This is a genomic window from Candidatus Pantoea edessiphila, from assembly GCF_002933315.1.
GTDB lineage: Bacteria > Pseudomonadota > Gammaproteobacteria > Enterobacterales > Enterobacteriaceae > Pantoea_C.
Window position 1 is genome coordinate 17,849 of record NZ_PDKT01000001.1, and the last position, 13,203, is coordinate 31,051.

Annotated in this window: 13 protein-coding genes; 4 read left to right on the forward strand and 9 right to left on the reverse strand. The window is 24.9% G+C overall.

Annotation, left to right across the window (positions count from 1 at the left end; genetic code table 11):
- Positions 1-138: 138 nt before the first annotated feature.
- The 4 genes from fieF to grxC form a co-directional block, all read right to left on the reverse strand.
- The gene (gene fieF, locus CRV12_RS00195; protein WP_136130643.1) at positions 139-1,038 is read right to left on the reverse strand and encodes a CDF family cation-efflux transporter FieF; all 900 of its coding nucleotides are present in this window, start codon (positions 1,036-1,038) and stop codon (positions 139-141) included.
- Positions 1,039-1,495: 457 nt separating this feature from the next.
- On the reverse strand, positions 1,496-2,311 hold the full coding sequence (gene cysE / locus CRV12_RS00200; RefSeq protein WP_136130644.1) for a serine O-acetyltransferase: 816 nt from the start codon (positions 2,309-2,311) through the stop codon (positions 1,496-1,498).
- A gap of 310 nt (positions 2,312-2,621) precedes the next feature.
- Positions 2,622-3,062, reverse strand: coding sequence for a protein-export chaperone SecB (secB, locus tag CRV12_RS00205; RefSeq protein WP_136130645.1), 441 nt, complete (start codon positions 3,060-3,062; stop codon positions 2,622-2,624).
- A gap of 35 nt (positions 3,063-3,097) precedes the next feature.
- On the reverse strand, positions 3,098-3,343 hold the full coding sequence (gene grxC / locus CRV12_RS00210) for a glutaredoxin 3 (protein ID WP_136130646.1): 246 nt from the start codon (positions 3,341-3,343) through the stop codon (positions 3,098-3,100).
- A 790-nt stretch (positions 3,344-4,133) separates the two neighbouring features.
- On the opposite strand from grxC, the gene CRV12_RS00215 reads away from it, so the two are divergent.
- On the forward strand, positions 4,134-5,417 hold the full coding sequence (locus CRV12_RS00215; RefSeq protein ID WP_136130647.1) for a serine/threonine transporter: 1,284 nt from the start codon (positions 4,134-4,136) through the stop codon (positions 5,415-5,417).
- A 573-nt stretch (positions 5,418-5,990) separates the two neighbouring features.
- A complete protein-coding gene (gene cspE / locus CRV12_RS00220; RefSeq protein WP_006118399.1) occupies positions 5,991-6,200 on the forward strand; it encodes a transcription antiterminator/RNA stability regulator CspE in 210 nt (69 codons plus the stop codon).
- Positions 6,201-6,285: 85 nt separating this feature from the next.
- Here cspE and ybeD read toward each other — a convergent pair whose 3' ends face one another.
- The gene (gene ybeD / locus CRV12_RS00225; RefSeq protein ID WP_136130648.1) at positions 6,286-6,549 is read right to left on the reverse strand and encodes a DUF493 family protein YbeD; all 264 of its coding nucleotides are present in this window, start codon (positions 6,547-6,549) and stop codon (positions 6,286-6,288) included.
- Between the two features lie 54 nt (positions 6,550-6,603).
- On the opposite strand from ybeD, the gene lipB reads away from it, so the two are divergent.
- Both lipB and lipA read left to right on the forward strand, forming a co-directional pair.
- Positions 6,604-7,242 carry a lipoyl(octanoyl) transferase LipB gene (gene lipB / locus CRV12_RS00230; RefSeq protein ID WP_136130649.1) on the forward strand — a complete coding sequence of 213 codons (639 nt, stop codon included), beginning with the start codon at positions 6,604-6,606 and terminating at the stop codon, positions 7,240-7,242.
- Between the two features lie 119 nt (positions 7,243-7,361).
- Entirely contained in the window at positions 7,362-8,273 is a 912-nt protein-coding gene (gene lipA, locus CRV12_RS00235; protein ID WP_136130650.1) for a lipoyl synthase, read from the forward strand.
- Between the two features lie 39 nt (positions 8,274-8,312).
- On the opposite strand, the gene rodA is transcribed toward lipA, so the two are convergent.
- From rodA to holA, 4 genes are all read right to left on the reverse strand, one after another.
- The gene (rodA, locus tag CRV12_RS00240; protein ID WP_136130651.1) at positions 8,313-9,437 is read right to left on the reverse strand and encodes a rod shape-determining protein RodA; all 1,125 of its coding nucleotides are present in this window, start codon (positions 9,435-9,437) and stop codon (positions 8,313-8,315) included.
- 47 nt (positions 9,438-9,484) lie between these two features.
- Positions 9,485-11,359 carry a penicillin-binding protein 2 gene (mrdA, locus tag CRV12_RS00245; RefSeq protein WP_420022056.1) on the reverse strand — a complete coding sequence of 625 codons (1,875 nt, stop codon included), beginning with the start codon at positions 11,357-11,359 and terminating at the stop codon, positions 9,485-9,487.
- A 164-nt stretch (positions 11,360-11,523) separates the two neighbouring features.
- The gene (gene nadD / locus CRV12_RS00250) at positions 11,524-12,171 is read right to left on the reverse strand and encodes a nicotinate-nucleotide adenylyltransferase (RefSeq protein WP_136130653.1); all 648 of its coding nucleotides are present in this window, start codon (positions 12,169-12,171) and stop codon (positions 11,524-11,526) included.
- Entirely contained in the window at positions 12,161-13,198 is a 1,038-nt protein-coding gene (gene holA / locus CRV12_RS00255) for a DNA polymerase III subunit delta (protein ID WP_136130654.1), read from the reverse strand. The genes nadD and holA overlap by 11 nt, the downstream gene beginning before the upstream one ends.
- Between the last annotated feature and the right edge of the window lie 5 nt (positions 13,199-13,203).

The following is a 13,203-nucleotide window of genomic DNA, read 5'->3' on the forward strand; positions in this document are numbered from 1 at the left end:
ATTCCAGTTATTATATTAATTAATTGATTTATTTTAATATTAATATCGATATTATAAATATTTAATGTTTCTTCTTTTAATTAATTTCAATAATATTTCATATTATCTGTTGGTAGATTTAAAAATAATTTTTTCGATTTAAAATATTATTTTATTTTTTTCAAGATGTATAGCAGAATAGGGATCTTGATGAATAATTATATCTGCATCTGGAAATTCTGTAAGTAATGCTTTTTTTATTCTATCAGCTGCATAATGTGCTTGTAAAAGTGGTAAATTATCTTCTAATTCAAGATGAAATTGAATAAATTTAGTTGATCCAGATTGACGAGTTCGTAAATCATGAATACCTTTTATGTTGGGCCATTTGTTTAGTATTTCTGATATTTTTTTTCGTTCTTGTTCTGGTAATACACAATCTAGTAGTGATTGAACTGCATTATATCCCATTTTCAATGAACTATAAAAAATAAATAAACCCACTCCTAGAGCAAATAATGCATCAGCATGTGTGAAATTATAACTACTTAAAATAAGCCCAATTAAAATAGCAAAATTCATGATAACATCTGATTTATAATGTAACATATCAGCACGAATTGCTTGACTATTAGTTTTATGTACTACCCAGCTTTGAAAAGCTACTAAAACTAAAGTAGAAATAAGTGCTAATATAGTTACAATTATCCCTATAACTGGAGAATGAACTACACTTGGTGAGATAAGATACTTAATGCCAGTTAGAAAAAGTAAAAGAGATGACCCTGAAATAAACATACTTTGTGCTAATACAGCTAGTGATTCTGCTTTACCATGACCAAACATGTGATCAGAATCAGCAGGTTGCAATGAATAACGAACAACTAGTAAGTTAATTAAAGAAGCAGTTATATCAACTATTGATTCAACTAAAGCTGCAAGTAAACTCACTGATTCAGTATACCACCAAGAAATAATTTTTATAATTAATAAAATAAAAGAAAAAATAGTTGCTGTTAATACAGCACGTTTTACTAGTTGGCAATAAGAATGTTTCATTTTAAGCTCCTTATTTTTATATTAAATAAAATTATTATTTAAATTAATAATATAAGCTAAGCTTAATTTTAACGTTAAGCTGAAATAAATTTATGCCTATAGTAAAACAGTAATTACTTAATACAAATTTAAGTATATATAAACAAAAATGATTTAGTGTAATGTATTTTCATTAATTTTTGTTAAAAATTAATGAAAATTTTTATTCTGCATTTATATTAATGTATATTATATTAACTCTATTATTATAAACATAAAAATAAAAATTTGTTATAATGAAATTATAAAATATTTATATAATTTATTAATTAATACTTTAATAGAAATTTAATATTTATTAATAACTTTGTTGTGATAAATCAGTAAATAAGATAGTATCGTTACTAACTGAGTATTTTAAATAAAAAATATTACATAGATGTGTCTTAACATTTTAGATTAAATCGTTTTATTGAAATTAAATACCATCACCAAGTTGAAAACCTGAACTATTAAAATATTGATCCATTTCCATTGATGGTGTTTTACTACCTGATTTACCAATAATACGAGCTGGAATACCAGCAGCAGTAGTATTTGGAGGAACATTTTTTAACACTACCGAGCCTGCGCCTATTTTTGCACACTTGCCTATTTCAATATTGCCAAGTACTTTAGCACCAGCACCAATCATAACACCTTTACGAATTTTTGGATGCCGATCTCCTTTTATTTTGCCTGTACCTCCGAGAGTAACTGATTGTAAAATTGATACATCATTTTCAACTACTGCTGTTTCACCAATAACAATTCCTGTTGCATGATCAAGCATAATACCATGACCTATTTTTGCTGCAGGATGAATATCCACACCAAAAGAAGCTGAAATTTGGTTTTGTAAATACACTGCCAGAGAATACCTGCCCTTATTCCATAACCAGTGACTAATGCGATATGATTGCAATGCTTGAAATCCTTTGAGATAAAGTAGTGGAATTGAATATTTATTTACTGCTGGATCTCGCTGAAGTACTGCCAGTATATCATAAGCAGATGAAAAAACAATAGAAATATCATCAGTATAAGCTTCTTTTAGTATATCATGAATGTTAATAGCAGACATTATTGAACTAGAAAGCTTATGAGATAAAATATAGCTCTGTGCACTGCTAAGATTTATATGTTTAAGTAATGTTGCATGATAAAAACTAGCTAATATCGGTTCACATTCAGACATAATTCGAGCTTCTCTCGTGATATTATTCCAAATGAATTCTAATTTATCAAAAAACATTTTTTTGTTTCCTGTAAAAATTTTTTATTTTTTTTGTTTTATATTTGCTAAATTATTTATGAATATTAAAGTAAAATTACTATTATAAATATATTATTTTGTTATTTTAAAAAAGCATATTTTTTTAAATATTATTGCTGAAATTATAATTGCATAATTATTAGGTAATGCATTAATTATTTCGATTAAATCTTATTAAACAAAAATAATTTTTAGTATAATAGATAGTCATGTAAAATAATTAAATTAAAATTTTATTATAATCAATATAACTATATTTATTGATAAATATAGTTATATAAAAATTAGTTTACTTTTCTTTTATAGAAATCTTGTTTTTTAAAAGTTCATCAAAGTTGATAGGTGTCAAATGTGTTTGAGGAAATGTACCACGAGTAACTAAGTTAGAAATGCATTCGCTTCCATAAGGAAACAAAATATTTGGGCAATATACTCGTAAAAAATGTGTTTTATATAAATCAGGAATATCAATTATATTAAATATTCCAGCTTGTTTAACTTCACAAAGAAAGGCAATATCTTTATCTATATTAGCTGTTACAGTTAGTCTTAATACAACTTCAAATATTTCATTAGATAATTGATTAGAAAAAGTATCTATATTTAATTCTAGTTTTGAATTCCAATCTTTTTGAAAGATTTGAGGCGTATTAGGTGCCTCAAATGAAATATCTTTAATATATATACGTTGAATATGAAATCTCATTTCATCAAATTTATAATCTAGCATGTAATCATAACCTAGAAATCAAAGTAAATATCATATTATAAAAATTTTCTTAATTTTTTTCTATCAAATTCAAATAAATCATCACAACCTCCAATATGTTTATCATTAATAAATATCTGAGGTACACTTTTTAAACCACTACGTTTTATCATTTCTTCTCTTTTTATTGTATTTTCATCAATAGAAATTTCTTTAAAAATAAATCCTTTTTTATTTAATAGTTGTTTTGCTTTAATGCAATAACCACATGTTTTTTTTGTATATATTTCAATTTTTAACATTTTTATAAACCTTGATAAATAAAATTTAATTACTGATTTTTATCATAAGTAATCAATTTATTAAAAATTTCTTTATAGATATAGATAAGATAAAGTTAAATATAATACATTATTTTACTATAGTGATATACAATTATGATTATAGGTCAATAATTTAATGATTAATCTTATTTTTTAATAATGTTATTATATAATATAATTAATAATTTATATATTTCAATACTTAATATTTTAGTAAAAAAATAAATTATATTTAAAAATATAATTTAATAACAAATAAATATTCAATAATTTTATAAAATCTCTTTAAAACATTTCATTAGATAAAAGATCAATATATATTACTATTTAATTATTGGAAATATTTGATGAATTGGATATAAAGTTTATTAATTAATAACACATGTCTAATCATATATTTGAATATATGATCTTTTAAAAAAATCTTGAAAAGATAACATTATCCTAGATAACTAAATTAATTACTGATGATTATAATTAATATTATTATTTTTTAGTTTAAATAATGACATATTCTATTTTTTATTATAAATAATAAAAAATAATATTTCAATTTATTAAATTGATAATATTTTTTAATAAATCATATATAAATTAAAAAATTTCAATTTAATATAAATTACATTAATAATATAACTAAAATATTTAATTTTAGTTGGTTTAATTCTTATTGAAATACTTTAAATAATTTTAGTTTGTTATTAAATAATACAAAAATGATTTAAACAATTATTAAATAAAATTTATAAGACTTTTATTGGAGTATTATATGAAAACCACTCAAATCAGCATGTCAAATAATATTAATGAGATAGCTAAAAAAGGGTGGCATAAAACTGATACTATTTGGTTACTAGGTTTATACGGTACAGCAATTGGTGCAGGCGTTTTATTCTTACCTATTAATGCAGGTATTGGCGGAATCATTCCATTAATTTTAATGACCGTTATTGCTTTTCCCTTAACTTTTTTTTCTCATCGAGCTTTAACAAGGTTTGTACTATCTGGAAATAATCCTTCAGGAGGTATTACTGAAGTTGTAGAAGAACACTTTGGTATTAATGCAGGAAATATTATGACTTTATTTTATTTTTTTGCAATATATCCTACATTGCTTATGTATAGTGTTGCTATGACTAATACACTAAATAGTTTTATTTTAAATCAATTGAAATTAACACCACCTCCACGTGCACTGCTATCATTTATTTTAATTATTCTTATGATGATAATTATTAGATTCGGTGAAAAAATAATATTAAGAATAATGAGTATATTAGTTTATCCTTTTATTATGGCTTTAATTATAATAGCATTATATTTGATACCACATTGGCATGGAGATATATTAAAAACGCTATATACTAACCAAAATAATAATTTATGGATTACATTGTGGTTAGCTATTCCAGTTATGGTATTTTCTTTTAATCATTCTCCTATTATATCTTCTTTTGCATTAGTAAAAAGATCAGAATGCGGTGAATACGCAGAAAAAAAATGTTCTCGTATTCTTGCCTATTCAAATTTATTAATGGTAATAACCGTTATGTTTTTTGTTTTTAGTTGTGTTTTTAGTCTTTCTCCACAAGATCTTGATATTGCTAAAAAACAAAATATTACTATATTATCATATCTAGCAAATCATTTTAATGTACCAGTAATAGACTGGTTAGGACCACCTCTTGCCATCATAGCAATAACTAAATCTTTTCTTGGTCATTATTTAGGAGCTAAAGAAGGACTTAATGGCATAATAAATAAAATACTACGTAAATTGGGAAAAAATATAGTTCCTAAAACATTAAATTATATCACTTCGTTGTTTATATTAATAACTACTTGGTGCGTAGCTACAATAGATCCTAATATTTTAAAGATGATAGAAACTTTAGGAGGACCAATTATATCAATTATTTTGTTTTTGATGCCAATGTATGCAATAAGAAAAGTTGCAAAGATGCACAAATATTGCAGTAATATTTGTGATTTATTTGTAGTATTAATTGGTTTAACTTCAATTTCTGCAATTTTTTACTCATTTTTTTACTAACTACGACTTTATTATTTAATATAATATCAAAATAACTTGACAAAACACAAATATTAATTTATTTCTATTGAGTTTAATAAATGTTTGAAATGACAATATTGTTAATATTAAATTATTGACTTAATTTTATATTTATTTGTTATATTTATACATAATAAAAAACTAATTATTTTAGTTTTTATTAACATAAAAATTTAATATGATTAGTTATCTAATTTGATAATTAGAAAGAAAATATTTAAGTATCAACAGATAAATTTTCATTTTTAGAGAATACATTTATTACTAATTTATGGTATACTAATACCTATAAATTTAGAATTTTTACTAAAAAAATAATATTAATATTTTGTTTGAATTAAATATTATTTTATGTAATAGTTAATGTCTTATGTAATAAATTATTATTTATTTTTATTTGTTAAGATGATTAATATGGAGGTTAATTAATAATAAAATATTAGTATTTATTGAAGTATAGTTAAATTTAAGTTATATAATTTTTTCCATAATTGCTGTACTGAGCACTGATACAGTAGTAGTGTTATATTTTTCATGTAAAGGTAATATTAGATGTCTAAGATCAAAGGTAATGTTAAATGGTTTAATGAATCAAAAGGATTCGGTTTCATTACTCCTGAAGATGGTAGCAAAGATGTATTTGTACATTTCTCTGCTATTCAGAGTAACGGGTTCAAAACTCTAGCTGAAGGCCAACGAGTAGAATTTGAAATTACTGACGGCGCAAAAGGCCCATCTGCTGCTAACGTTATCAGTCTTTAAGTTAACAGTCAGAAACACAACCACCCGCCGCTATTAGGCGGGTTTTATTTTAAAATAGGATTTATTAAAAATAACTTTATTTTAATTATAATACAAAACGCACCATTTTTATTTTTCCTAATGCATTATATATATTTTCAATTTGATTGATATCATTAGCAATAATAGTAATATTAACAGAAGTATAATTTCCTTTACGACTGTGGTAAATTTTAATTTTATAATAATCCGAGCAGTAAAGTTTTATAGTTTTTATTATATCGTCAACTAAATTAGGTTTGGATAATCCAATGATTTTATAAGTAAATTGAGTAGGAAAATTAATTAAATTTATAAAATTTGTTTTCATATATACACTTTAATTTTTTATAAATAATTGTAACTTTTATTAAAAGGAATTATTTTGCCAATCAACTCTATTTTAATACGTGAGTTAAATTTATGTTCATGGCAATCTGCATCAGATGCTATGCATCAGTATACAAATCAACGTAATAATAAGAGCTACGATGAAGTTTGGTTAGCTGAACACTATCCAATTTTTACTCAAGGTAGATCGGAAACTAAAAAAAATATATTAGAAAATATTAATATCAAAGTTATCCAGTCCGATAGAGGTGGTAAAATAACTTATCATGGTCCCGGACAGCAAATAATGTATGTACTAATAGATTTAAAACGTCGTAAGATGAGTGTTCATAAATTAGTACACATTTTAGAAGAAACAGCAATTAAAACTTTAAATTATTTTAAAATAGAATCTTGTAGTCGATTAGATGCACCTGGAGTATATGTACAAGGCAAAAAAATCTGTTCGTTAGGATTGCGCATTAGTAAGGGTTGTTCTCTTCACGGTTTAGCTCTTAATGTAACAGTAGATTTAAGTCCATTTTTAAGTATTAACCCTTGTGGACATGTTAATATGAAAATGACAAAAATACAGCACTACTATCCAAATATTGATATCGATAAAGTTAAATCTTTGTTAATATCAGAATTTATTAATTTAATGAATTACAAAGATGCAAAATGGAAATCATAAATTATAATAAATAAATATCTTTTTAAAATATTTAATTTGCTTTCTTTGTTCTTTGATGATTTATGTAAAAAATAGTTTTATTTTAAATAAATGCTAATGTATTAATTGACATATTAATTATGAAAACAATTCCGATAAAAAATATAAAAACACAAAACCAAGAAATACTTCCTAAACCAAAATGGATTAAAATCAAACTTCCTATAAATTCAAATCGCATAAATAATATAATATCAATTATGCGTAAAAACAAAATCAATTCAGTTTGTGAAGAAGCATCTTGTCCTAATATCATTGAATGTTTTAATAAAAATACAGCAACATTTATCATTCTTGGTATTATTTGTACTAGAAAATGTCCTTTTTGTGATGTTAAACATGGTAATCCATTCATGCCTGATATTAATGAACCTGAAAGGTTAGCAAGTACTGTAACTAGTATTGGATTAAAATATGTTGTAATTACTTCTGTTAATCGCGATGATTTAATTGATGGTGGTGCACAGCATTTTGTTGATTGTATTTATTCAATACGTAAAAAAAATGCTGATATAAAAATTGAAATATTAGTTCCTGATTTTCGTAGATGTATGGATCGTGCTTTAAATATTATCATCAATCAGCCTCCTGATATATTTAGTCATAACATAGAAAATGTTCCAAGAATATATCGCCAAATTCGTCCTGGTGCAAATTATAAAAAATCACTAAAATTACTAGAACAATTCAAACAATATCATCCAAATATTCCATCTAAATCTGGATTAATGTTAGGATTAGGTGAAACTAATACTGAAATTATTGAAGTAATGCGTGATTTATACAATCATGGTGTAAGTATGTTGACATTAGGACAATATTTACAGCCAAGTCGCAACCATTTTCCAGTCAAACGTTATGTAACTCCGAAAGAATTTAATGATATAAAAAAAGAAGCCCTATCTATAGGTTTTACTTATGTTGCTTGTGGTCCACTAGTTAGGTCTTCTTATAGAGCTGAGATGCAAGAAATGGGTTTACAAATTACTTAAATTCAATCAATTTTTTAATACAATTACAATTTATTAAGTTTAAATATCAGATATCACCTTTCTATGAGTATCAATAGACATCACAATACCGAATCCAGCCATGAGTACTGTAAGAGCTGATCCACCATAACTTACCATTGGTAACGGAATGCCAACTACAGGTAAGATGCCACTAACCATACTAACATTAATAATTACATAAACAAATAAAATTAATACTAATGTACTTATTATAACAAAACCAAAAGAAGTATGAGCTCGTAATGCTAACATTAAACCTCTTGTAATTATTAATAAATATAATAAGAATAGAATTATTATTCCTATAAAGCCAAGTTCTTCTGCTAAAACTGCAAAAATAAAATCAGTGTGACGTTCTGGTAAAAAATTTAATTGTGATTGAGTACCTTCAAGAAAACCCTTGCCATATACACCACCAGAACCAATAGCTATTTTAGATTGCATAATATGATATCCAGCACCTAAAGGATCACTGTTAGGATGAAATAACATCATTACACGTTCTCGTTGGTAATCTTGCATTAAAAAAAACCAAAAAATAGGACTAAACAAAACTATTAAACAACATGCTATAAAAATCAACTTCCAGTCGATGCCGGAAATAAACAACACAAGTAATCCTGACATAGCTACTAAAATAGATGTACCTAGGTCCGGTTGTATCGCTATTAATAAAGTTGGTATAAATATGAAAATTAAAGCTATAATAATACGTTGTAAACTTAATTGATAAAAATCACGATTAACAAATTTTGTAATTGCTAAAGGCACTGCTATTTTAGCAATTTCTGATGGTTGAAATCTTAATATTCCTAAATCTAGCCAACGTTGAGATCCTTTACTTATTTGACCATAAATATCAACTGAAATTAATAAAATTACGCATATACCATAAAGATAATACGCAGATGTTTCGTATATCTTAGGTGGTATTTGAGCTAATATTATCATAGCCATTAAACCAATTATCACTTGAATACATTTTCTTTCTATAATATTAATATTTTGACCGCTAGCACTCCAAACAATTATTATGCCATAAACCAACAATAAAATAATTGTAAGTATAAAAAATGGATCTATATGCATTCGCGTCCATATCGAATTTTTTCTGAATTTATTTTTTAATATTTTGATTGACATTTATATCTTTCCGTAATAATTTATTATTATTCTACTATTCAATCAATTTATTTAATTTTGTTAAGCATAAAATAATCTAAAATCTGACGCATTATTGATCCTATTTTATAATTGCCAGTATTTTCCATAATAATTGTAACTGCTATGCGTGGTTTATCATATGGTGCAAATGCATTCATTAATTTATGATCACGCAAACTTTCGTCAATATTACGTGAATTATAAATCTCACTTTCTCTTAGACTAAATACCTGGGCAGTACCAGATTTAGCTGCAGCTTTATAAGGAGTATTTACAAAACTTTGATGTACAGTTCCATTTAAACGATTTGCTACACCATACATTCCATCTTTAATTATATTCCAATAATCACTATTAGAGTGAATTACGTTCATTGAAAATGGTTCGTTATAAACCATTTTTGAATTTTTTTTCCCAATAGAACGTAAAACATGTGGTACTTTAACAACTCCATTATTTATTAAAATAATCATTGCTTTATTCATTTGTAAAGGAGTGGCTGTCCAATATCCTTGACCAATACCAATAGGAACTGTATCACCTTGGTACCAAATTGTATTAAAGCGATTTGTTTTCCAGTTACGGGTAGGCATATTTCCTTTATTTTCTTGAGGTAAATCTATGCCAGTATATTGACCAAAACCAAATTTAGTCATCCATTTAGAAATGTAATCAATTCCCATATTATAAGCTATTTGATAAAAAAATGTATCAGATGATTCCTCTATGGATTTAGTTATATTAAGATTACCATGACCCAATTTTTTCCAATCACGATAATATTTTCTAGAACCTGGCATTTTCCACCAGCCTGGATCAAATATAGTTGTATTTTTAGTAATTATTCCTGCATCAAGTGCTGTAAGTGCTATGTATGGTTTCACTGTAGATGCTGGAGGGTAAGCAGCTTGAATCGCCCTGTTATATAAAGGAAGATCTTTATTTTTTAATAAGATATTGTATGCTTTACTGGATATTCCATTTACAAATAAATTTCCATCATAGCTAGGTATAGAGACCATCGCTAGAATTTCACCATTTTGTGGGTTACTTGCTACAACAGCAATACGACCTTTATTTAAAATTAATTTTTCAATATATTGCTGTAATTTTAAATCTATAGTAAGATAGATATCATTACCTGACATAGGTAGTTGTTTGTTAAGTTTTCGAATTTTGTTACCACTACTGTTAACTTCAACTTCTTCAAAACCCACTTCACCATGTAGCAAATCTTCATAGTAAGCTTCTATTCCTAACTTACCGATATTTTTAGTTGCTATATAATTATAAGATTTATTTGTTTTTTTTAGGTAACTCATATCATTATCATTGATATTTGAAACATACCCTATAACATGAGTTAGTGTACTACCAAAAGGATAATAGCGAGTTTGATATTTCTTAATAATTATTCCAGGGAAAAGATATCTCTTGGTAGTAAAATAAGAAAGTTGTTTTTTATTTAATTTCCTTTTGATTGGAACATCATTAAAATAAGAGTTAGCAATGCTATCTTTTTGGAGTGCTTTAAGATCGCTATCTGTGAAATGTAATATATTGCGTAAATTTAAAATGGTTTTATTTAAATTATTAGTATTTTTAGATGTAATAGCTATTTGATACGAAATACGATTAATAGCCAAAGGTATTCCATTACGGTCATATATAGTACCTCTAACTGGAGCAATTGGAATTAATTTAATATGATTTTTAATAGATTGTAGTTTATATTCTTTAAAGCGTACTACTTGTAAATAGTATATATTTATTAATATCGTAAAAAGTACTGCTAATATAAAGAAAAAGGCAATTAAAGCCCTATAGGTAAGAATTTTTTTCGTATTATAATAATTACGAAAATTATTATTTTTAAATATCATTTTTATCTTGTGATTCATTATAATGTATATGTTAATTATTTATAACTTAATAAAAATAGATTTATTAAATTATGAAAAAAAATAACTTGCATATTTAAGTTTAATATAAATTGAATAATTTATTATTATTTTTATAACATACAATAGCTTTTATTATGATAAAGGAAAAATATCACCATAAATTATTTATTATATAATTTATGAAAATTAATATAATTGAAAACAGATAGTGGGAGTAGATTATCACATTTTTTCTTTTGACTAAGTAGTAATTTTATTTTGGTAGAAGAGATATTAAAAAAAGGAGTATTAGCAAACCATATATATCCTGATGGTTTTAAGTATAAATATTTCACTTCATGGATAATGTGTTTATTTATGAAGTGAAATATTTGTTTTTTTTGTCTATCTAATAAATATCCATCACGATTAAATACTAAAAGATGACATAAGGAAAACAAATCTTGCCATCTGTACCATTGTGTTAAATTTAAAAAAGAATCATAACCAATAATAAAAGCAATTGATTTATCATTACCAATTTCTTTACGTATATTTTCTAACGTAGAAACAGTTAATGATGGTATTTGATATTGTAGTTCACGAGTATCAATCTTAAATAGTGGTTCTTTTTCAATAGCACATTTTAACATATCAAGACGTTGTATTGCGTTAGCTTTTGGTTGTAAACGATAAGGTGGCATATTATTAGGTAATAATGTTACAGATTTTAAACCAATTTTATTAGCTAATATTTTTACAGGAATCAAATGACCAAAATGAATAGGGTCAAAGGTACCACCAAATATAGCGTATAATTCAAAAGACATAGGATAAATCTGCTGGAATAATAATACTTTTACATATTATAAAAGATAATAACTCTAATTGTAACCAAACTATTGGATACTGATTTTGTTTTATTGACAGTTCAATTGCTATTAATTGATACAATATTGATTGTAAATGAGCACTATCTAATCTTTTTAATGCAATTTTAAATAAAGAATGTCTTGTTTTCCATATTTTATATTCATCCATAATAATTCGGATAGATTTTTGTTGTTGATAATGATATAGCTTTACAAGAATTAACATATCACGTTGTAAAGTATTAAATAATATGATTGCATCACTGTCATTGCTACTTAATTGTTTTAAAATATTTATTGCACGAATAATATTTCCTTCTAATAAAGTATTGACCCAAGAAATAGCACTAAAAAACGGTGCTTCGCTTAATGATTCTGTAACTATTGATGTAGTTATCTTACTATCAGGACATTGTAAATGTAAAAATTTTAGAGATTGAGATAATGCTGATAAATTACCTTCATAATAGCAACAAAGCAGTTTTATTGCACTTTCATCTATAATTAAATTCATATTTTCAACACGTTTCAATATCCATTTAATTAACTGGTTTTCACTCAATTGCCAACAAGAAATTATTACACTAGATTGAAAAAATTCTCTAAACCAAATACTATTTTCAACACTCTTAGTTAACTTTTTTATACGACAAATAAGCAAAATATCAGGAGATAGTAATGAATGCAGTATTTTCATTTTTCTTATAGTTAATAAATTAAAACAATTTTCAGTAAATTGTAAATTAATAACTTTTTTATAATTAAATAAACTCAACGAATTACAAATTGTAAATAAATTAATCCAATTAGTATTAGAATCTATTGCAATATTAACATGCTCTTGAAAACCATTTATTTTAGCAGCTATATTTATTAAATCATAACTTTCATCTATTAATAAAGGCTCATTACCTATTAATAGATAAGAATTATTTAATTTATTATAAATTTGACCGTTAAGTTGCTGTGAATCAATCCTAATCATGTTTA

Coding starts and splice junctions, on each gene's coding strand:
- lipA (WP_136130650.1), top strand. CDS start 7,362: ATGAAAACAATTCCGATAAAAAATATAAAAACACAAAACCAAGAAATA.
- ybeD (WP_136130648.1), bottom strand. CDS start 6,549: ATGAAAACAAATTTTATAAATTTAATTAATTTTCCTACTCAATTTACT.
- nadD (WP_136130653.1), bottom strand. CDS start 12,171: ATGTCTTTTGAATTATACGCTATATTTGGTGGTACCTTTGACCCTATT.
- mrdA (WP_420022056.1), bottom strand. CDS start 11,359: ATGAATCACAAGATAAAAATGATATTTAAAAATAATAATTTTCGTAAT.
- grxC (WP_136130646.1), bottom strand. CDS start 3,343: ATGTTAAAAATTGAAATATATACAAAAAAAACATGTGGTTATTGCATT.
- cysE (WP_136130644.1), bottom strand. CDS start 2,311: ATGTTTTTTGATAAATTAGAATTCATTTGGAATAATATCACGAGAGAA.
- secB (WP_136130645.1), bottom strand. CDS start 3,062: ATGCTAGATTATAAATTTGATGAAATGAGATTTCATATTCAACGTATA.
- CRV12_RS00215 (WP_136130647.1), top strand. CDS start 4,134: ATGAAAACCACTCAAATCAGCATGTCAAATAATATTAATGAGATAGCT.
- rodA (WP_136130651.1), bottom strand. CDS start 9,437: ATGTCAATCAAAATATTAAAAAATAAATTCAGAAAAAATTCGATATGG.
- fieF (WP_136130643.1), bottom strand. CDS start 1,038: ATGAAACATTCTTATTGCCAACTAGTAAAACGTGCTGTATTAACAGCA.
- cspE (WP_006118399.1), top strand. CDS start 5,991: ATGTCTAAGATCAAAGGTAATGTTAAATGGTTTAATGAATCAAAAGGA.
- holA (WP_136130654.1), bottom strand. CDS start 13,198: ATGATTAGGATTGATTCACAGCAACTTAACGGTCAAATTTATAATAAA.